The sequence below is a fragment of the Pseudomonas sp. GW822-FHT02G04 genome (genome assembly GCF_058802085.1).
The window spans coordinates 184309-204552 of record NZ_JBXANU010000005.1; the positions used below are offsets into that span (position 1 = coordinate 184309).

Annotated in this window: 15 protein-coding genes; 13 read left to right on the forward strand and 2 right to left on the reverse strand. The window is 61.1% G+C overall.

What is annotated here, in order from left to right:
* Nucleotide 1: 1 nt before the first annotated feature.
* From AC1RO5_RS09380 to AC1RO5_RS09410, 7 genes are all read left to right on the forward strand, one after another.
* Nucleotides 2-1843 carry an ABC transporter ATP-binding protein gene (locus AC1RO5_RS09380; RefSeq protein ID WP_493174652.1) on the forward strand — a complete coding sequence of 614 codons (1842 nt, stop codon included), beginning with the start codon at nt 2-4 and terminating at the stop codon, nt 1841-1843.
* Nucleotides 1840-2148: a (2Fe-2S)-binding protein gene (locus AC1RO5_RS09385; protein WP_493174653.1), complete on the forward strand. Its 309-nt coding sequence runs from the start codon at nt 1840-1842 to the stop codon at nt 2146-2148. Before AC1RO5_RS09380 ends, AC1RO5_RS09385 begins: the two co-directional genes overlap by 4 nt.
* Nucleotides 2130-3521: an FAD/NAD(P)-dependent oxidoreductase gene (locus AC1RO5_RS09390; RefSeq protein WP_493174654.1), complete on the forward strand. Its 1392-nt coding sequence runs from the start codon at nt 2130-2132 to the stop codon at nt 3519-3521. The genes AC1RO5_RS09385 and AC1RO5_RS09390 overlap by 19 nt, the downstream gene beginning before the upstream one ends.
* The gene (locus AC1RO5_RS09395; protein ID WP_493174655.1) at nt 3518-4687 is read left to right on the forward strand and encodes an NAD(P)/FAD-dependent oxidoreductase; all 1170 of its coding nucleotides are present in this window, start codon (nt 3518-3520) and stop codon (nt 4685-4687) included. Before AC1RO5_RS09390 ends, AC1RO5_RS09395 begins: the two co-directional genes overlap by 4 nt.
* On the forward strand, nt 4684-5841 hold the full coding sequence (argE, locus tag AC1RO5_RS09400; protein WP_493174656.1) for an acetylornithine deacetylase: 1158 nt from the start codon (nt 4684-4686) through the stop codon (nt 5839-5841). The genes AC1RO5_RS09395 and argE overlap by 4 nt, the downstream gene beginning before the upstream one ends.
* 246 nt (nt 5842-6087) lie before the next feature.
* The gene (locus AC1RO5_RS09405; RefSeq protein WP_493174657.1) at nt 6088-7545 is read left to right on the forward strand and encodes an NAD-dependent succinate-semialdehyde dehydrogenase; all 1458 of its coding nucleotides are present in this window, start codon (nt 6088-6090) and stop codon (nt 7543-7545) included.
* A gap of 40 nt (nt 7546-7585) precedes the next feature.
* Nucleotides 7586-8665 carry a tartrate dehydrogenase gene (locus AC1RO5_RS09410; RefSeq protein WP_019649861.1) on the forward strand — a complete coding sequence of 360 codons (1080 nt, stop codon included), beginning with the start codon at nt 7586-7588 and terminating at the stop codon, nt 8663-8665.
* A 68-nt stretch (nt 8666-8733) separates the two neighbouring features.
* On the opposite strand, the gene AC1RO5_RS09415 is transcribed toward AC1RO5_RS09410, so the two are convergent.
* Nucleotides 8734-8958 (reverse strand): YgdI/YgdR family lipoprotein, encoded by a 225-nt coding sequence (locus AC1RO5_RS09415; protein ID WP_493174658.1) that lies wholly within the window; start codon nt 8956-8958, stop codon nt 8734-8736.
* 207 nt (nt 8959-9165) lie between these two features.
* Here AC1RO5_RS09415 and AC1RO5_RS09420 point away from each other — a divergent pair, with 207 nt between their 5' ends.
* The 3 genes from AC1RO5_RS09420 (at nt 9166) to AC1RO5_RS09430 (ending at nt 14146) form a co-directional block, all read left to right on the forward strand.
* Complete coding sequence (locus AC1RO5_RS09420; RefSeq protein WP_493174659.1) at nt 9166-10833, forward strand: VRR-NUC domain-containing protein; 1668 nt, start codon at nt 9166-9168, stop codon at nt 10831-10833.
* A complete protein-coding gene (locus AC1RO5_RS09425) occupies nt 10830-13109 on the forward strand; it encodes an ATP-dependent DNA helicase (protein WP_493174660.1) in 2280 nt (759 codons plus the stop codon). Before AC1RO5_RS09420 ends, AC1RO5_RS09425 begins: the two co-directional genes overlap by 4 nt.
* A 128-nt stretch (nt 13110-13237) precedes the next feature.
* Nucleotides 13238-14146 (forward strand): zeta toxin family protein, encoded by a 909-nt coding sequence (locus AC1RO5_RS09430; protein ID WP_493174661.1) that lies wholly within the window; start codon nt 13238-13240, stop codon nt 14144-14146.
* Between the two features lie 51 nt (nt 14147-14197).
* On the opposite strand, the gene AC1RO5_RS09435 is transcribed toward AC1RO5_RS09430, so the two are convergent.
* Nucleotides 14198-15346 carry a MalY/PatB family protein gene (locus AC1RO5_RS09435; protein WP_493174662.1) on the reverse strand — a complete coding sequence of 383 codons (1149 nt, stop codon included), beginning with the start codon at nt 15344-15346 and terminating at the stop codon, nt 14198-14200.
* Nucleotides 15347-15581: 235 nt separating this feature from the next.
* Here AC1RO5_RS09435 and fdnG point away from each other — a divergent pair, with 235 nt between their 5' ends.
* The 3 genes from fdnG to AC1RO5_RS09450 are packed head-to-tail and all read left to right on the forward strand — an operon-like array spanning nt 15582 to nt 20242.
* Nucleotides 15582-18647 (forward strand): formate dehydrogenase-N subunit alpha, encoded by a 3066-nt coding sequence (gene fdnG, locus AC1RO5_RS09440; RefSeq protein WP_493174663.1) that lies wholly within the window; start codon nt 15582-15584, stop codon nt 18645-18647.
* A complete protein-coding gene (gene fdxH / locus AC1RO5_RS09445; RefSeq protein WP_493174664.1) occupies nt 18648-19592 on the forward strand; it encodes a formate dehydrogenase subunit beta in 945 nt (314 codons plus the stop codon). It abuts the gene before it with no gap.
* Entirely contained in the window at nt 19589-20242 is a 654-nt protein-coding gene (locus AC1RO5_RS09450; RefSeq protein WP_493174665.1) for a formate dehydrogenase subunit gamma, read from the forward strand. The genes fdxH and AC1RO5_RS09450 overlap by 4 nt, the downstream gene beginning before the upstream one ends.
* The last annotated feature ends 2 nt before the right edge of the window (nt 20243-20244 follow it).

Sequence of the window (20244 nt, forward strand, 5' to 3'; positions counted from 1 at the left end):
AATGAGTGATTTGATTCGAGTCGAAGACCTGCGCGTGGTCGCTTGCGGCGAGCGTGGCGAGGTGGAGATCGTCAAGGGCGTGAGCTTCTCCCTGGCCAAAGGTGAAGTGCTGGCGTTGATCGGTGAGTCCGGCTCCGGCAAGACCACCATAGCGCTGGCGTTGCTCGGCTATGCCCGGCGCGGGTGCCGATTGGCGTCCGGCGTGGTGCAAGTCGGCGAACACGACATGCTGGCGTTGAGCGAAAGCGAACTGCAAGGCCTGCGCGGCAATCGGGTGTCGTACATTGCCCAGAGCGCCGCCGCTGCGTTCAACCCGGCGAAAAAACTGATCGATCAAGTGGTGGAGGGCGCATTGATTCACGGCCTGGGTAGCCGGGCCGTGCTGGAAGCCAAAGCCATCGAACTGTTCCGCGATCTGGCCTTGCCGGACCCCGATCACATTGGCCAGCGTTACCCGCACCAAGTATCCGGCGGGCAGTTGCAACGGGTGATGGCGGCCATGGCGCTGATCAGCGATCCGCTGCTGGTGGTGCTCGACGAGCCGACCACCGCCCTCGACGTGACGACGCAGATCGACGTGCTGCGCGCTTTCAAGCGGGTGGTCCGCGAGCGAGGCGCGACGGCGGTTTATGTTTCCCATGATTTGGCGGTCGTAGCGCAAATGGCCGATCAGATTGTGGTACTCAACGGCGGACAGATTTTCGAGCAGAGCGCCACCGCGCCGCTGCTCAAGGCCCCGGCCCACGAATACACCCGCAGCCTGCTGCTGGCGGCCCGCCCGGACACGACGATCCGCCCACCTTGCGGCATCGCTGAAGAAACACCGCTGCTGACCATCCAGGGGCTGACCGCCGGATACGGCAACAAGAACCTGCAAGGCATGCCGTCGATTCGCGTGCTGGAAGATATCGACCTGACCGTGCGCCGGGGCCAGGCCATTGGCGTGATCGGCGAGTCGGGCTCCGGCAAGTCGACGCTGGCGCGGGTGGTGGCCGGGTTGCTGACGCCGGCCTTGGGCGGCCTGACCTTCGATGGCCAGCCACTGGGCGGTAGCCTGTCCGAGCGCACCGATGAACAGTTCCGCCGGATTCAGATGGTGTTCCAGAATGCCGACACTGCACTCAACCCGATGCACAGCGTCAGCACTATTCTGAGCCGTCCGCTGAAAATGTACTTTGGCCTTAAGGGCGCCGTGCTGCGCGAGCGTATCGGCGAACTGCTGGACCTGGTGCGCTTGCCGCGCGCCATGGCCGAACGCCGTCCGAATGAACTCTCCGGCGGGCAAAAACAGCGGGTCAACCTGGCCCGGGCCCTGGCGGCCAAACCGGACCTGATCCTCTGCGACGAGGTGACCTCGGCGCTGGACACCGTGGTCGGCGCGGCGATTCTCGAACTGCTGCGCGACCTGCGTCAGCAACTGGGCGTGTCCTACCTGTTCATCAGCCATGACATTTCCACGGTGCGCGCGCTGTGCGACGACATTGTGGTGATGTACAGCGGCCACAAGGTTCAGGCCGGCAGCCGGCAGGCGTTTGCCCAGGCACCGTTCCATCCCTACACCGACCTGTTGATCCATTCGGTGCCGGAACTGCGTCAGGGCTGGCTGGAAAACTGCGGCACCACGTGCGGCACGCTGCCGCCGATTGGCGCCAGGGCCAATGTGCCGGAGCTGTGCACCTTTCTCAGTCGCTGTCCGGTGCGGGTCGACGGCCTGTGCAATCGCACCGCGCCGAACCGGCGGATCATCGACGGCGGTAGCGAAATTCTTTGTCATCACGACAGTGCCGAGTTGCTGAAAACACAGCAGGGTTTATCCACCATGAGCCTGGGAGCTTATGCATGAAAGGGCGTTTTGTGAGGCTGGCCGAGCAGGGCCGGCCGACCGTCAAGCTGACGGTGGACGGCACATCGATTGACGCATTGCAGGGCGACACATTGATGGTCGCGTTGTTGACCCAGGGCTCGGCGCTGCGCCAATCGGAATTCGACTCGGGCCGCCGCGCCGGTTTCTGCCTGATGGGCGCCTGCCAGGATTGCTGGGTCTGGACCCGCAGTGGCGAGCGTTTGCGCGCCTGTTCCAACGAAGTCCGCGAAGGGCTGGACATCGTCACCACACAACCGGAGGCGATATGGCCACTGCACGGCTGAGCGCTCAACGAGTGGTTATTGTCGGCGCCGGACCGGCCGGCATCCGCTGTGCCGAAACGCTGCTGGCGGCTGGCTTGAAACCGATCCTGATCGATGAGAATCGCCGGGATGGCGGGCAGATCTACCGGCGCCAGCCCGAAGGTTTTACCCGGGACTACGCCACCCTGTATGGCACCGAAGCGGCCAAGGCCAAGAATCTGCACCAGAGTTTCGACCGATTGCGCGGGCAAATCGACTACCGCCCCGACACGCTGGTGTGGAACCTGACGCCGGGGCAATTGTGCTGCGTCAGCCAGGGCAAGCACTCGACGGTGGACTACGATGCGCTGATCCTCTGCACCGGTGCCACCGACCGCTTGATGCCGATCGAAGGCTGGCAGCTGGCAGGCACCTACAGCCTTGGCGGGGCGCAAATCGCGCTCAAGTCCCAGGCGGTTTCCATCGGCCACCGCGTGGTGTTCATGGGCAGCGGGCCGTTGCTGTATCTGGTCGCCAGCCAATACGTCAAAGCAGGCGCGAATGTGGCGGCGGTGCTCGACACTTCGCCCCTCAGCAAGCGCATCGCGGCACTGCCGAAGCTGATGGCGCGTCCGGGATTGCTGTTCACTGGGATGAAGTTACTGGCGCAGTTGTACCGGGCGAAAATCCCGGTGCATCTGGGGATTTCGCCGCTTCAGGTGCAAGGCGATGCGGCCAGTGGCGTCAGCGGAGTGCGGGTGCGTACCGCGCGCGGTGAGACGTTAACGGTGGATTGTGATGCTGTGGCGTTGGGTTATCACTTGCGCCCGGAAACCCAACTGGCCGATCTGGCCGGTTGTCGCATGCGCTTCGATGAGGCGTCCAGCCAGTGGTGGCTGGCCGTCGATGAAGAGGGCCGCACCTCGGTCAACGGTGTGTATGCCGCCGGGGACGGTTCGAAGATTCGCGGCGCCGATGCGGCCGAGCACGCCGGGCGCCTGGCGGCCATGGCGTTGCTGGAGGATCTGCAGCAACCGGTGAACGCCGGTTTGCGTGACGAACAACGCCACGCGCTGGCGATGATGGATGAGTTTCGCCTCGGTCTGGCCCAGGCGTTTCCCTGGCCGGCGGATCAAGCCAAAGCCTTGCCGGACTCAGCCATCGTCTGTCGCTGCGAGATGATCAGCGCCGGCGAGTTGCGCCGTACCGTGAGCGAGAAGGGGGCCTGTGAAGTCAATCGGGCCAAGGCCTTCAGCCGGGTCGGCATGGGCCGCTGCCAGGGGCGTTATTGCTCCCAGGCCGGGGCCGAAGTGATCGCGGCGGCGGCAGGCGTCAGTGTGCAACAGGTCGGTCGGCAGCGTGGACAGGCACCGGTCAAACCCCTTTCGATGCTCACCGAGGAGGTGTCGCCATGACGCTACACAAAGCCGATGTAGTGATTGTCGGCGGCGGCCTGATGGGCTCGGCGGCGGCGTTTTTCCTGCGCCAGCGGGGGCAGTCGGTGATTCTGCTGGAGCGCGACCAGATTGGTCAGTACGCCAGCGGGGTGAACTTCGGCAACGTCCGGCGGCAGGGGCGCTTCCTCGGTCAACTGGAATTGGCCAACCGTTCCTGGGCGCTGTGGAAACGCTTGCCAGAGCTGATCGACGACGACCTCGAATTCATCGCCAGCGGGCACATGCGCGTGTGTTACCGCGAGGATGAAATCCCTGAACTGGAAGCCTATGCGGCAGCGCCCGAGGCGGCGCAGCTGGATTTGAAAATCTATCATGGCGCCGAGCTGCACCAGCGCTTTCCGTTCCTCGGGCCGGACGTGAAGGGCGGTTCTTACGCGCCCCATGATGGCCACGCCAACCCGCGTCTGGCCGCACCGGCGTTTGCCCGGGCTGCCCGCCGCCTCGGGGCGCGGATCGAGGAACAGACTGAAGTCGCCGAGGTGCAGAAAATTGCCGGCGAGTTCACGGTGACCACCACCGACGGTCGCCAGTTCGGCGCCGAGCGCTTGCTGATCACCGCCGGCGCCTGGGGCCAGAAACTCTCGGCGCAGTTCGGCGAACCGGTGCCGCTGGATACCAACGGCCCACAAATGGCCGTGACCGAACCGGTGCCGTACGCCTTGCCAACGGTGATCGGCGTGTACACCAAGATCCCCGAAGAAGTGATCTACTTCCGCCAGATCCCGCGCGGCAACATCATCATCGGTGGCGGCTACCGCAGCAAACCGGACATGCTCAACCGCCGCGCCTATGTCGAGCCGCGCAGCATTCTCAATCAGATGGACCAGATGCGTCGCCTGCTGCCAGGCGTCGGCAACCTGAACATCATCCGCGTGTGGAGCGGCATTGAAGGCTACTTGCCCGATTCCCTGCCGGTGATGGGCCCCAGCGGCAACGTTGACGGTTTGTACTATGCGTTCGGCTTCTGCGGTCATGGCTTCCAGCTCGGCCCAGGCGTCGGCGACGTGATGGCCGAACTGATCAGCACCGGCAGCACCAGCACTTCGATTGAGCCGTTCTCGATCCGCCGGTTCACCCCTTCAGCCGAGCAACGGACAACCGAGCAAAGGAGCAGGGCCTCATGAAACCCCGTGTACTGGATATTCTCAAACGCCTGATGGCCTTCGACACCGTGTCTTCGGAGTCGAACATGGCCCTGATCGAGTACGTACGCGACTTGCTGCTGACCAAGGGCATCGAGTCACTGATCGTCAAGGACGAAACGGGTAAAAAGGCCAACCTGTTCGCCAGCACCGGCCCTAAAGAGTTACCGGGCATTCTGTTGTCCGGCCACACCGACGTAGTGCCGGCGTCAGGCCAGGCCTGGACCTTGCCGGCGTTTGAGGCGACGGTGCAGGACGGGCGGATTTACGGCCGGGGCAGTTGCGATATGAAGGGGTTTATCGCGTTGGCCATCGACGCCATGCTCGATGCCGCCGACCATTCGTTGAGCCGACCGCTGCAAATCGCCTTGTCCCATGACGAAGAAACCGGCTGCGTCGGTGTACGACGTTTACTCGACGTGCTGCACCTGGCGCCAGTGCGGCCGTTTTTGTGCCTGATCGGTGAGCCGACCAACATGCAGTTCGTGCTGGGGCACAAGGGCAAGGGGTCTTACCGCACTTACTGTCGTGGCCTGGAAGCGCATTCCTCGTTGGCGCCGCGTTCGGTCAATGCGATTCACGTGGCCTGCGATTTCATCGCGGCACTGCGTCAGAGCCAGCAACACCTGCAAGAGCAGGGCGCGCAGGATGCGGATTACGACGTGCCTTACAGCACCGTGCACGTCGGGCAGATTGTCGGCGGCAAGGCGCTGAACATCGTGCCGAACCTGTGCACCCTGGATTTCGAGGTGCGTAACTTGCCGGCGGACGATCTGGACCAGTTCCTGGAGCAGATGCGCGAGCGTGCCGAAGTGATCGTGCGCGAGGCGAAAAAGCTGTCCAGCGTGGCAGACATCGAGATCGAAACCCTCAATGTCTATCCGGGCCTCGACACCCACCCGAGCGTTGAAGCGGTGCGCTTCCTGAAAAACTTCGCCGCGCCGGACACCGGCACTGCCAAAGTCTCGTTCGGCACCGAGGGCGGGCTGTTCAAGCAGCGTCTGGATGTACCGGTAGTGGTCTGCGGCCCGGGCTCGATCGAACAGGCGCACAAGCCGGACGAGTTCATCGAGATCAGCCAGATGCAGGCTGGGGAGCGGTTTCTGGAGGGATTGCTGGGCTCCCTGAAACTTTGAAATAGTCACGATCAAAAGATCGCAGCCTTCGGCAGCTCCTACATGAGATTGCATTCATTGCGAAAATCGCCGCGAACATGAATCCGTAGGAGCTGCCGAAGGCTGCGATCTTTTGATTTTTGCCTGTCGGTAGAGCCTGCCGTCCCACCGCGAATTTCAGCATCCAACACTGCCCATCAAACGCTTTCAGCATCCTTATCCGTGGCACCTCCCTAGACTGGAAATGTCTCGGATCAGGACTCGACCATGCTCAAGAATCGTTTGAAAGACCCCAGCCTTCTGGCAGAACTCGCTTATGTGGACGGGCAGTGGATCGGCGCCGATAACGCCGCGACCCTGGACGTCATCGACCCGGCCACCGGCCAGTTGCTTGCCCGGGTGCCGGCCATGCAGGGCGCAGAAACCCGACGCGCCATCGAAGCCGCCGAGCGGGCCTGGCCCGCGTGGCGCACACGCCCGGCAGCGGAACGGGCGGCGCTGCTGGAGCGCTGGTATCAGGCGATGATCGACAACCTCGACGACCTCGCCTTGATCATGACCTGCGAGCAGGGCAAACCGCTGAACGAAGCCAAGGGTGAAATCCGCTACGGTGCCGGGTTCGTCAAATGGTTCGCCGAAGAGGCCCGCCGGGTCTATGGCGAAACCATGCCGGCCCCCAGCGGCGACCGCCGCCTGTTGACCCTCAAGCAACCGGTCGGTGTGTGTGCCGCGATCACCCCATGGAATTTCCCCAACGCGATGATCACCCGCAAGTGCGCGCCGGCCCTGGCCGCCGGGTGCCCGATCATCGTCAAACCCTCGGACTTGACCCCGCTGTCGGCCCTGGCCCTGGCGGTACTCGCCGAACGCGTCGGCATTCCGGCCGGGGTGTTCAATGTGCTGACCGGCATGCCCGCCGGCATCGGCGAAGAACTGACCGGCAACCCGACGGTGCGCAAGATTTCCTTCACCGGTTCCACTGCGGTCGGTCGACTGCTGATGCACCAGAGTGCCGAACACATCAAGCGCTTGAGCCTGGAGCTGGGCGGCAATGCGCCGTTCATTGTGTTCGACGATGCCGACCTGGAACAGGCGGTGACCGGGATAATGCTCAGCAAGTTTCGTAATGCGGGGCAAACCTGCGTCTGCGCCAACCGCATTCTGGTGCAGGACGGCATCTATGAACGCTTCGCCCAGCGACTGGTGGAGGAGGTCGGCAAGCTCAAGGTCGGCAATGGCCTGGACGCCGACGTGACCATCGGCCCGCTGATCAACCCGGCGGCGGTGAGCAAGGTCGCGCGGCACATCGACGATGCCCTGAGCCAGGGCGCGCGTTTGCTCTGCGGCGGCATTCCCGAGGGCAACAACCAGTTCGTTCAGCCGACCGTCCTTGGCGACACCCATGCCGACATGTTGCTGGCCAACGAAGAAACCTTCGGCCCGGTGGCGCCGTTGATGCGGTTTACCTCTGAGGCCGAAGCGCTTGCGTTGGCCAATGCCACGCCTTTTGGTCTGGGTGCCTACTATTTCACTCAGGACTTGCGTCGTTCATGGCGTTTCGGCGAGGCGCTGGAGTTCGGCATGGTCGGCCTCAACACCGGGATCATCTCCATGGAAGTCGCGCCGTTCGGCGGCATCAAGCAATCAGGCCTGGGCCGTGAAGGCAGCAAGTACGGCCTGGATGAATACCTTGAAGTCAAAGCCTTCCACATCGGTGGGCTGTAACCCGGCAACGATTGCACTGTCATTTTGCGAGGCATGATTGATGAGTAAACCATTCAGAATCGCCGCGATTGCCGGCGATGGTATCGGCAAGGAAGTCCTGCCCGAAGGCTTGCGGGTACTGGAGCAAGCCGCGAAGAAGTGGCAGTTGGAGCTGAGCATCGAAGTGCTCGACTGGGCTCACTGCGATTACTACCTGGAACACGGGCAAATGATGCCCGACGATTGGTTCGACCAGCTCAAGGGGTTCGATGCGATCTACTTTGGTGCCGTCGGCTGGCCAGACAAGGTGCCGGACCATATTTCCCTGTGGGGCTCGCTGCTGAAGTTTCGCCGCGACTTCGACCAATACGTGAACATTCGCCCGGTTCGATTGTTTCCCGGCGTGCCGTGCCCGCTGGCCGGGCGCAAACCGGGGGACATCGATTTCGTGGTGATCCGCGAGAACACCGAAGGCGAGTATTCCTCGGTCGGCGGCAAGATGTTCGAAGGCACCGAGCATGAGTTCGTGCTGCAAGAGTCGGTGTTCACCCGACGCGGCGTGGACCGGATTCTCAAGTTCGCCTTCGACCTGGCCCAGACCCGACCGCGCAAACGCCTGACGGCGGCAACCAAGTCCAACGGGATTTCCATCAGCATGCCGTACTGGGACGAACGCACGGCATTGATGGCCGCGCAGTACCCGGACATCACTTGGGACAAACAGCACATCGACATCCTGTGCGCGCGTTTTGTACTGCAACCGGACCGGTTTGATGTGGTGGTGGCGTCGAATCTGTTCGGCGACATTCTATCCGACCTCGGCCCGGCTTGCGCCGGCACCATTGGCATTGCACCGTCGGCCAACCTCGATCCCGAGCGGCGTTTTCCATCGCTGTTCGAACCGGTGCACGGCTCGGCCCCGGACATCTACGGGCGCAACATCGCCAACCCGATCGCGATGATCTGGTCCGGTGCGTTGATGCTGGATTTTCTGGGCAATGGCGATGAGCGTTATCGCGCCGCGCACGACGGGATTCTGCAGGCGATCGAACGGGTGATTGCAGAAGGGCCAATCACCCCGGACCTGGGCGGGCAGGGCTCGACTCAGGAGGTCGGCAAGGCGATCGCGCAAGCGCTTTAAAGCCTGCGACGCACTCCTTGTGTAGCAGCTGTCGAGCCTGCGAGGCTGCTACGGCCGAACGCTGGGGATCAGTCTTCCTTGCGAATCGTGGCCACGTCATCGGCGCGGACTTTCACTTTCGCCCCGGAAATATCTTCGAACTCGAAGAAGCCATCCTTGCCCTTGGTGTTCGGCATGTCCTTGGTCAAATACTGGGTGCCGTTCTGCAAAGTCACGACCGTTGGCGTCGAGCAACCGGCCAGGGCCAGAAGGGCCGCTACCGCCAGGGGCAAAACCAGAGTCTTGATATTCATACACACCTCCATCACTCAATTAAAACAATGCGAACGCCCCATTCGAGATCAATCCTCATTGTGCTTCTAACGCGGTTGGTGCGATGGAATGGCAGAAAGTTCGATGGTCACCCGAAAATTGCCCGATAGCCTCGCCACTTATCCTTTTCCGTTTGCACCGGGTGGGGCATAGCTGGTATCTGTACGCATAACCAGTATTCGCTTGCCATGGCCCGATTGCCCGTGATTGTAAATCCGCTCGATGATCCGTTCTATTACTTGAACAACTTCATGCAAGTGCTTGATTGGCTTGAGCATCGCTATGCCGATGTACTCAGCATCGAAGAGCAGGATTTCATTCGCGACTTCAATCGACTGCCCCGTGAGTCCCAGGCTTTGTTGGTCAGGTTGGTGATGCGCAAGGGCGTGCATTTCAGGGCCGGCAAACTGAGTTACGTCGAGATCGGCGACATCGCCAGCGCCGCGGCGCCACTCCTGGCCCTGGGCTGGATCGACGAGCAGTTGCCGTTGCCTGTCGAGGAGGTGTTCGAGGTGCTGCTCAAGGCCGAGATTCTCCAGTGTTTTGGCGACGCCATCGATCAACCGAAAGGCAAAAAGAGCGATTGGCTGCCGGCCCTGAGCGAGCAGTTTCCTGACGAGCAAAGTTTTGCCCAGTGGTGCCCGGCACTGGATGACCGGCTGTTCAGCCTGACCATCATGGGCCTGTGCGACCGCCTGCGCCTGATGTTCTTCGGTAACCTTTACCAGGACTGGTCGGAATTCGTTCTGGCTGACCTCGGCATCTACACCTACGAAAAAGTCGAGTTTTGCGCCGAGTCCCGCGGTTTGCGCAGTCGCGAAGACGTCGACGCCTGCCTGTTCCTGCACAGCTGTCAGCAGCATTTCGAGGCCGGTGAAGAGGTGGCGGTGGTTGTCGAGCAGATCAACGGGCTCGAACTCGATAATCCCTGGCTGCAAAGACGTCGCGGCAAGCTACTGTTCCAGATCGCTCAGCATTGCGAGCGTATCGCGGATTTTTCCACCGCCCTGGGCCTCTACCGCGGTTGCGCCTATCCCGGCGCACGTTTGCGGCTGATTCGGGTGCTGGAGCGCTGTGCTGAATTTCAACTGGCCATGGATTTGGCCGCCCGCGCCGAGCAAGCCCCGGAAAGCGCCACCGAACATCAACATTTATTGCGTGTGCTGCCCCGACTGCGGCGCAAACTGGGCGGGCCGCCGATCAAGCGGCCAGCCCCTCGGCCCATGCAGCGCCTGGACTTGCAACTGCCCCGACACGATCCGGAGTTGTCGGTGGAGTATTACGTTCAGGCTCATCTGGCGGACGAATCGGCGCCGGTGCATTACGTCGAGAACAGCCTGATCAACTCACTGTTCGGGTTGCTGTGCTGGCCGGCGATCTTCGCCCCGTTGCCGGGCGCGTTTTTTCACCCGTTCCAGCGCGGGCCGGTGGACCTGCACAACGAAGACTTTCATGCGCGGCGCGCGGAGCTGTTCCAGGCCTGCCTCGGCGAACTCGATGACGGGCGTTACGTCCAGACCATCCGCGAGCGTTACATCGCCAAGTGGGGTGTGCAGTCGCCGTTCGTATTCTGGGGCGCGCTGAGCGAGGAGCTGCTGGAGCAGGCGCTCGACTGTCTGCCCGCCGAACACCTCAAGCACTGGTTCAATCGACTGCTGCTCGACATCAAGGCCAACCGCGCCGGCATGCCGGACCTGATCCAGTTCTGGCCGCAACACAAAACCTACCGAATGATTGAAGTCAAAGGCCCCGGCGATCGCCTGCAAGACAATCAGGTACGTTGGTTGGAGTTCTGTCACGAGCACCAGATGCCGATTGCCGTTTGCTACGTGCAATGGGTGGAGCAGGGCGCTTGAGCTACAGCATTGCGGTGCGGGCGTTGTGTGAATTCACCGCCAAGGTCGGCGACCTCGACCTGCGCTTCACCCCGTCGCCGACCGCGCTGGAAGGCATCGTCGGCCATCGAACCGTGGCGTCACGCCGCAGCGAGGGTTACCAGAATGAGGTCGCGCTCGAGGGCCAGTATCGAACCTTGACTGTGAAAGGCCGGGCGGACGGCTACGATCCGGAGCAAAACTGCCTCGAAGAAATCAAAACCTACCGGGGCGACCTGAGCAAGCAACCGGCCAACCACCGGCAACTGCACTGGGCGCAGGCGAAAGTCTATGGCTGGTTGATGTGCCAGAAACTGGATTTGGCGCAGATCGACCTGGCGCTGGTGTATTTCGACATCGTCAGCGAAAAGGAAACCCGTCTGGTCGAGACCTTCAGCGTCGCCGACTTGCAGCTGTTCTTCGAGCACCACTGCGGGTTATTTCTGCACTGGGCCGAGCAGGAAATAGCCCATCGCGAGGGGCGCAATCTGGCGGCTCAACAGCTGAGCTTCCCCCACGCCGATTTTCGCCCCGGCCAACGGCATCTGGCCGAATCGGTGTTCAAGGCGGTCAGCACCGGTCGCTGCCTGATGGCCCAGGCGCCGACCGGTATCGGCAAGACCATTGGCACGCTGTTCCCGATGCTCAAGGCCCTGGCGCCACAGCAACTGGACAAGGTGTTTTTCCTCACGGCGAAAACCCCGGGGCGCAAATTGGCGCTGGACGCCGCTCAGGTCATCCTCGACAGCGCCGATGCGCAGCCGTTGCGAGTCCTCGAGATGATCGCCCGGGACAAGGCTTGCGAGCACCCGGACAAAGCCTGTCATGGCGAATCCTGCCCGTTGGCCCAGGGTTTTTATGATCGTCTGCCGGCCGCGCGTCAGGCTGCCAGTGAGTTGAGCCTGTTGAACCAGAGTGCCTTGCGCGAGGTTGCCCTGCAGCACGAGGTTTGTCCTTATTACCTGAGCCAGGAAATGGCACGCTGGGCGGACGTGGTGGTCGCCGACTACAACTACTATTTCGACTTCAGCGCGTTGTTGTTCGGGTTGGCCCAGGCCAATAACTGGAACGTCGCGGTGCTGGTGGACGAGGCCCACAACCTGGTGGAGCGCGGTCGACAGATGTACAGCGCCAGCCTCGATCAGGCGACGTTGAACGGTGTACGAAAAACCGCGCCCGAGGCGCTGAAGAGATCCTTGCAGCGAGTCAATCGCGAATGGAATGCCTTGCACGATCAGCAACTCGGCCCCTATCAGGCCTACGACAAAGCTCCGGAAAAACTGCTTCAGGCTTTGTCCTTGTGCTGCGCGAGCATTGGCGACTATCTGAATGATTACCCTCAGGGCCTGGACAGCGGCTTGCAGAACTTTTACTTCGACATGCTGCAATTCGGTCGCGTGGCTGAACTCTTCGATGAGCATTTCCTGTTCGACATCAGCAAACGCGACCTCGACCGCAAGCGCAACCTGTCGCAGCTATGTCTGCGCAATGTGGTGCCCGCCGGTTTCATCCGCCCGCGCCTGACCGCAGCGCGCAGCACGGTGCTGTTTTCCGCCACCCTGAGCCCCCGGCATTACTACGCCGATTTGTTGGGTACGCCAGCGAACACGGTATGGATCGATGTGGAATCGCCATTTCACGCCGATCAGCTGCAAGTGCACATCGTCAGCCAGATCTCCACGCGGTTCGTCCACCGTCAGGCGTCCCTTGCGCCCATCGTCGAGCTGATCGCCAAACAGTTCAGCCAGCGCCCCGGCAACTACCTGGCGTTTTTCAGCAGCTTCGACTATTTGCAGCAAGTGGCGCAGTTGCTGGCCGAGCAATATCCGCAGATCACGCTGTGGTCGCAGTCCCGAGGCATGGGGGAAGCGCAGCGTCAGGACTTTCTCGACCAATTCACCGCCGACGGCCAGGGCATCGGGTTTGCGGTGTTGGGTGGTGCGTTCGGTGAAGGCATCGATTTGCCCGGCGCACGGTTGATTGGCGCATTCATCGCCACGCTGGGGCTGGCGCAACTCAATTCGGTCAATGAACAGATGAAACAGCGCATGGCGGCGATTTTCGGTGCCGGTTATGACTACACCTACCTGTTTCCCGGTGTACAGAAAGTGGTGCAGGCGGCAGGAAGGGTGATCCGTACCCGGGAGGACCAAGGGGTGGTGATGCTGATCGACGACCGGTTTGGCGAGAGTAAGGTCAAGCAATTACTGCCGCGTTGGTGGTCCGTTGAGCTGACGCATTCTCCTTCTGGCTTGTAGGAGTTTTTACCTTGTAAAACAGTGACATATCTTGAAAGACACGCTCATTTGAACAAACAACGAAACACCGCTTTATTCAAAGGGCAGGCAATCACTTTCAAGAGAATCTTTGATAAGGAAATCAAGGTATGTCAGTAGCACCGAATTACGCTTACACCCCAGAACAAGTCACCGCAGCGTTCACTGAAATCACCACCACACTATTAAGTGGCATCACCGCCGAAACACTCCCAAAAATGCTGATTGTCGCGGGGGTACAGGGCTCGGGTAAAACCTATCTGCTGGAAAAAAACCTTTTGCCCACCAAGCGCTATGCCAATTATGTCCGGCTGTACTTGCCCGAATACCGAAAAAAACACCCTCAATACGCAGAAATGATCAAACTCGGTGTCCTGCACGCTTATGAACATACGGAGGCTTTTGTCCGGGATGTGAGCACGAAGATCTTCACCGAGGCGTTTAAAAACAAATACAACATCATCATGGAATGTGCATTCGACAGCATCGATTTCGTGGCTTTCCCACCGATGGCGACGACAGCCGGCTACCAGTTCGAAACTCACATCGTCGCCTGCAATCAGGAGTTCGCCCATATATCGAGCATCAAAAGAGCACTGAAAAGCCTGGAAGATCAGGAAATGGAAAGATTTCTCCCTGCATCAAAGCTGGAGGCCAGCATGAGATATGCACAAGCGATCATCCCGGCCTTCGAGACAGCCGCAAAGGCGATCAGCGGCTCGCAAATCATCTTATACGAGCGTGGGTTTGGTGGTTTGAAAGACCGTGTCTTGCGCGCTCAGAGCACCTACACCAAGGCCGCCAACGGAACGATCGATTCGACGACACTCAACACGCATTTTTCGCACGGCGTCTATTTCGGCATCATCGACAAGCATGTCTTCGCGATGACCGACCGGGACGAAATGGTCAAAGAGTGTCATTTGGCGTTGCATAAGTCCCGGACTCATGCCCGCTATGTCCCGAACTTCGTCTACAACGAGCTGTACGCCTACATCGTCAAATACGTATACCGATAATCCGCCCTGTAGGAGCTCAGCTCCTACAGTTTATCCGTGTTGCCGCACGAGTCAGCGGTTACGCAAACTACGCTCCATCCGCTCAATCCCTTCTTCCAGCAACGCCCGTGGGCAGCCGAAGTTCAGGCGCACGAATTGTTGGGCGTGATCGCCGAAATCCAGCCCGGCGCTCAGTCCGACTTTGGCCTGTTCGAGGAAGAATTGCTGCGGGTTATCCAGCCCCAGTGCCGTGCAATCGAGCCACGCCAGATAAGTGCCCTGGGGCACGTTCATGGTCACGCCCGGTAGCCGCGTGCGAACTGCTTCCACCAGATAGTCCCGATTGCTTTGCAGGTAGGCCATGAGTTCGGTCAGCCATGGGTGGCCTTCGCTGTAGGCGACGCGGGTGGCTTCCAGGCCCAGCGGGTTGACGCTGTCGACCATGCCGCAGCGGGCATGGTTGACGCGATGGAGCAGCGCTGCGTCTTGAATGATCATGAACGCAGTCTTCAGGCCAGCGATGTTGTAGGCCTTGCTGGCCGACATCAAGGTGATGGTGCGCTTGGCGATCTGCGGGCTGAGCGAGGCGGTTGGAATGTGCACGCGCCCGTCGAAGCACAGTTCGGAATGGATCTCGTCGGAGATGATCCAGGCGTCCTGTTCCAGGCAGATGTCGGCGACCGCTTGCAGTTCTTCCCGGGGGAAAACCTTGCCCAACGGGTTATGCGGGTTGCTCAGCAGCAACGCGCCGCCCCCTTGCAGGGCCTGGCGCAGGGCATCGAGAGGTGTGGCGTACGTGCCATCGGCCAGCGCGTCGAAGTCCAGTTCGACCTTGTTCAGCTGCCAGTGGCCCGGCGCATGGCGCAGCGGCGGGTAGTTGGGCGTTTGCACGACCACGTTCTGTTGCGGCTGAACCAGCGCATGCAGGGCCATGTTGAAGCCTGATTCGATACCCGGCAGGAACACCAGTTCATGGGGCTGCACACGCCAGGCGTACTTGTCCCACAGGTCGGCGACGATGGCGTCACGCAAGTCATCCTGAGCCACGCTGTAACCGAGCATCGGGTGTTCCAGGCGTTTTTGCAGGGCCTGAATGATCGCTGGCGGTGCGGCGAAGTCCATGTCGGCGACCCACATCGGCAACACGTCGGCCGGGTAACGGCTCCACTTGGTACTGCCGGTGCCATGGCGGTCGAACACCTGATCAAAATCGAAAGTCATGCTCAGTCTCATAAAAGGCAGGGGGGTTAATCCGGCGGCCATGATAAGCGCCAACCTTCACCGCTGGCGAGTTGTGCAACAGAGCATGACCGGCAAGCCGCCGACGGTCGGTTTTCAGACCGCGCACGGCAACATTGTCTAAAGTTCTAATTGGCGGTAGTTCCGTTACCGTCACCGTGTTCGTCCAGAAAAACCCGGCCAACGCACCGGGTTTCCACCTGATCAGGAGTGCACGATGGACCTCAACCGTCGTCAGTTCTTCAAGGTCGCTGGTCTCGGCCTTGCAGGCTCTAGCCTCGGGGCGCTGGGCATGGCCCCGACGCCAGCCTTCGCCGAACAAGTGCGTCATTTCAAGCTCGCCCATACCCATGAAACCCGCAATACCTGCCCGTACTGCTCGGTCGGTTGCGGCTTGATCATGTACAGCCAGGGCGACAATGCGAAGAATGTCGCCCAGAGCATCATCCACATCGAAGGCGATGCCGACCACCCGGTCAATCGCGGGACTCTCTGCCCCAAAGGCGCAGGCCTGCTCGATTTCATTCACAGCCCCAGCCGTCTGCAATATCCGCAAGTGCGCAAGCCCGGCACCAAGGAGTGGACGCGGATCTCCTGGGATGAAGCGCTGGACCGTATCGCCGACCTGATGAAGGCCGACCGCGACGCCAACTTCATCGAGAAGAACGCCCAGGGGCAAACGGTGAACCGCTGGCTGACCACCGGTTTCCTTGCGGCGTCGGCCTCGTCCAACGAAGCGGGCTACATCACCCATAAGGTCATTCGCAGTCTGGGCATGCTGGGGTTCGATAACCAGGCACGTGTCTGACATGGCCCGACGGTGGCAAGTCTTGCCCCGACGTATGGCCGTGGTGCCATGACCAACCACTGGACCGATATCGCCAACGCGAATCTGGTTCTGGTGATGGGCGGCAACGCAGCAGAAGCGCACCCTTGCGGTTTCAAATGGGTCACCGAAGCCAAAGCCCACAACAAGGCGCGGCTGATTGTGGTCGACCCGCGTTTCACCCGTACGGCCTCGGTGGCCGATTATTACGCGCCGATCCGCACCGGCACCGACATCGCCTTCATGGGCGGGCTGATCAATTACTTGCTGACCGAAGACAAGATCCAGCACGAATACGTGCGGGCCTATACGGACGTGTCGTTCATCGTCAAGTCTGGCTTCGGTTTCGAGGACGGCTTGTTCAGCGGTTACGACGCGAGCAAGCGCAGCTACACCGACAAGTCCGGCTGGGGTTATGAGATCGGCGAGGACGGCTTTGCCAAAGTCGACCCGACCTTGCAGGACCCACACTGCGTCTATCAATTGATGAAGCAGCATTACAGCCGCTACACCCTGGAGCTGGCCAGTCAGGTCTGTGGCATGCCCACCGACGCGATGAAGAAAATCTGGGAAGAGATCGCCACGTGCTCGCAACCGGGCAAAACCATGACGATTCTCTACGCCCTGGGCTGGACCCAGCACTCGATCGGCTCGCAGATGATCCGCAGCGCGGCCATGGTGCAGCTGCTGCTGGGCAACATCGGCATGCCGGGCGGGGGCGTCAACGCTTTGCGCGGGCACTCCAACATCCAGGGCCTGACCGACCTCGGCTTGCTGTCTAACCTGTTGCCCGGTTACCTGACCCTGCCGTCCGAAGCCGAACAGGACTACAACGCCTACATCGCCAAACGCGCCCTCAAACCGCTGCGTCCCGGGCAGATGTCCTACTGGCAGAACTACGGCAAGTTTCACGTCAGCCTGATGAAAGCCTGGTACGGCGCCAATGCCACCGCCGAGAATCACTGGGGCTATGACTGGCTGCCGAAACTGGACATTCCCGGCTACGACATCCTGAAAATGTTCGACATGATGGGCAAGGGCCAGGTCAACGGTTACATGTGCCAGGGCTTCAACCCGATCGCCGCCTTGCCGGACAAAAACCGGGTGATGAAGGCACTGGCCAAACTCAAATGGCTAGTGGTGATGGACCCGCTGGCTACTGAAACCTCGGAGTTCTGGCGCAACGTCGGGCCTTACAACGATGTGCAAACGGCCGACATCCAGACCGAAGTCATCCGCCTGCCCACCACCTGTTTCGCCGAAGAAAACGGCTCGCTGGTCAACAGCGGCCGCTGGCTGCAATGGCACTGGAAAGGTGCCGACGGCCCGGGTCTGGCGCGCACCGACGTGAAGATCATGGCCGAGCTGTTTATCCGCCTGCGTCAGCGTTACCAGGCCAATGGCGGCGCCTGGGCCGAGCCGATCCTCAAGCTCGACTGGCCGTACAAGATCGCCGATGACCCGACGCCAGAAGAGCTGGCCCGGGAATTCAACGGTTACGCCATCGCCGATGTCACCGACGCTTCGGGCGCAGTGGTCAAGGCCGGCCAGCAGTTGTCCGGTTTCGCCCAGCTCAAGGACGATGGCAGCACGGCGTCCGGTTGCTGGATCTTCTGCGGCAGCTGGACCGAGCAGGGCAACAACATGGCCCGTCGTGACAACAGCGATCCTTTCGGCATGAAGCAGAACCTCGGCTGGGCCTGGGCCTGGCCGGCGAATCGACGGATTCTCTACAACCGCGCCTCCTGCGACCCTCAAGGCAAACCGTGGGATGCGAAAAAACGGTTGGTATGGTGGAACGGTAAGGTCTGGACCGGCACCGACGTACCCGACTACAAGGCCGATGTGCCGCCGGAAGCCGGGATGAACCCGTTCATCATGAACCCCGAAGGCGTAGCGCGTTTCTTCGCCCTCGACAAGATGAACGAGGGGCCATTCCCCGAACACTATGAACCGTTCGAGACGCCCATCGGCATCAACCCGATGCACCCCAACAACAAGCAGGCGACCAGCAACCCGGCCGGACGGATCTTCGATTCGGTCTGGGACACTTTGGGCCAGGCCAAGGACTTCCCTTATGCGGCGACCAGCTACCGGCTGACCGAACATTTCCACTTCTGGACCAAGCATTGCCCGATCAACGCCGTGACCCAGCCTGAGCAGTTCGTCGAGATCGGTGAGGCGCTGGCCAAAGAGAAGGGGATTGCCGCCGGCGACCGGGTTCGGGTCAGTTCCAAGCGCGGGCATATCGAAGCGGTGGCGGTGGTGACCAAGCGGATTCGTCCGCTGCAGGTCAACAATCAGGTGGTGCACCAGATCGGTATCCCGTTGCACTGGGGCTTCACCGGCGCCACCCGCCACGGTTACCTGACCAACACCCTGGTGCCGTTCCTCGGCGATGGCAACACACAGACCCCGGAATCCAAGTCATTCCTGGTCAACGTGGAGAAAGTCTAAATGGCCAGCCAAGACATCATCGCCCGTTCGGCCACCACCACCGTGCCGCCCTCGGTGCGCACGCAAGAGGAAGTGGCCAAGCTGATCGACACCACCAAATGCATCGGCTGCAAGGCTTGCCAAGTCGCCTGCTCGGAATGGAACGAGCTGCGCGACGACGTCGGTCACAACCTCGGCACCTACGACAACCCTCACGACCTCAGCGCAGACACCTGGACCCTGATGCGCTTCACCGAGCATGAAACCGACGCCGGCAACCTCGAATGGCTGATCCGCAAGGACGGCTGCATGCACTGCGCCGAGCCCGGCTGCCTGGCGGCGTGCCCGAGCCCCGGTGCGATCATCAAGCACGCCAACGGCATCGTCGACTTCGATCAGGACCATTGCATCGGCTGCGGCTATTGCATCACCGGTTGCCCGTTCAACATTCCGCGCATCTCGCAAAAAGACCACAAGGCCTATAAATGCACGCTGTGTTCGGACCGGGTAGCGGTGGGGCTGGAACCGGCCTGCGTGAAAACCTGCCCGACCGGCGCCATCGTTTTCGGCAGCAAGGAAGACATGAAGGAACACGCCGCCGAACGGATCGTCGACCTCAAGAGCCGCGGCTTCGACAACGCCGGTTTATATGACCCTGCAGGCGTCGGCGGCACCCACGTGATGTATGTGCTGCATCATGCCGACACGCCCAGGTTGTATGCCGGTTTGCCGGATCACCCGGCGATCAGTCCGCTGGTGGACCTGTGGAAAGGCCTGAGCAAACCCTTGGCGCTGCTGGCCATGGGCGCGGCGGTGCTGGCCGGGTTCTTCCACTACGTGCGCGTCGGGCCACAACTGGTCGAGGAGGACGAACATCCGACCACCGTCGACCCTGCCGTGCATGAATTCGATCCGTCGGTGCACACATTCGATCCGGGCAAACCGGGCGGGGAGGACAGGCCATGAACGACAAACCGATCGTGCGCTACACCGTCAACCAGCGTACCAACCACTGGCTGGTGGCGATTGTGTTCCTGATGGCCGCGCTGTCGGGGCTGGCCTTGTTCCATCCGGGGTTGTTCTGGCTCAGCAGCCTGTTTGGCGGCGGACCGTGGACGCGCATTTTGCATCCGTACCTGGGCATTGCGATGTTTGTGCTGTTCCTCGGCCTGGTGGGCAGTTTCTGGCGGGCGAACTACTTCATCACCAACGACCGGCTGTGGCTCAGGCGTGTCGGGCATGTGATCCGTAACGAGGAGGAGGGCGTGCCGCCCATCGGTAAATACAACCCGGGGCAGAAGCTGCTGTTCTGGGTATTGCTGATCTGCATGCTAGTGCTGCTGTTCAGCGGGTTGGTGATCTGGCGCGCCTGGTTCAGTGCGTACTTCGGCATCACCAGCATTCGCTGGGCGATGCTGCTGCATGCATTGGCGGGATTCATCCTGGTGCTGAGCATCATCGTCCACGTCTACGCGGGTATCTGGATTCGCGGTTCGGTCGACGCCATGGTACATGGCCGGGTCAGCCGCGCCTGGGCGAGAAAACACCATGGGCTCTGGTACCGCGAAGTGACCGGTGACGAAACGCCAGAACGACCGATCAGCAAAAAAGGATGACC

Excerpts from the sequence above, each read along its gene's own strand:
- AC1RO5_RS09385 (WP_493174653.1), top strand. The coding sequence starts at position 1,840 with ATGAAAGGGCGTTTTGTGAGGCTGGCCGAGCAGGGCCGGCCGACCGTC.
- AC1RO5_RS09430 (WP_493174661.1), top strand. The coding sequence starts at position 13,238 with ATGTCAGTAGCACCGAATTACGCTTACACCCCAGAACAAGTCACCGCA.
- AC1RO5_RS09410 (WP_019649861.1), top strand. The coding sequence starts at position 7,586 with ATGAGTAAACCATTCAGAATCGCCGCGATTGCCGGCGATGGTATCGGC.
- AC1RO5_RS09450 (WP_493174665.1), top strand. The coding sequence starts at position 19,589 with ATGAACGACAAACCGATCGTGCGCTACACCGTCAACCAGCGTACCAAC.
- AC1RO5_RS09405 (WP_493174657.1), top strand. The coding sequence starts at position 6,088 with ATGCTCAAGAATCGTTTGAAAGACCCCAGCCTTCTGGCAGAACTCGCT.
- AC1RO5_RS09420 (WP_493174659.1), top strand. The coding sequence starts at position 9,166 with ATGGCCCGATTGCCCGTGATTGTAAATCCGCTCGATGATCCGTTCTAT.
- argE (WP_493174656.1), top strand. The coding sequence starts at position 4,684 with ATGAAACCCCGTGTACTGGATATTCTCAAACGCCTGATGGCCTTCGAC.
- AC1RO5_RS09415 (WP_493174658.1), bottom strand. The coding sequence starts at position 8,958 with ATGAATATCAAGACTCTGGTTTTGCCCCTGGCGGTAGCGGCCCTTCTG.
- AC1RO5_RS09395 (WP_493174655.1), top strand. The coding sequence starts at position 3,518 with ATGACGCTACACAAAGCCGATGTAGTGATTGTCGGCGGCGGCCTGATG.
- AC1RO5_RS09435 (WP_493174662.1), bottom strand. The coding sequence starts at position 15,346 with ATGACTTTCGATTTTGATCAGGTGTTCGACCGCCATGGCACCGGCAGT.
- AC1RO5_RS09380 (WP_493174652.1), top strand. The coding sequence starts at position 2 with ATGAGTGATTTGATTCGAGTCGAAGACCTGCGCGTGGTCGCTTGCGGC.
- fdxH (WP_493174664.1), top strand. The coding sequence starts at position 18,648 with ATGGCCAGCCAAGACATCATCGCCCGTTCGGCCACCACCACCGTGCCG.
- AC1RO5_RS09390 (WP_493174654.1), top strand. The coding sequence starts at position 2,130 with ATGGCCACTGCACGGCTGAGCGCTCAACGAGTGGTTATTGTCGGCGCC.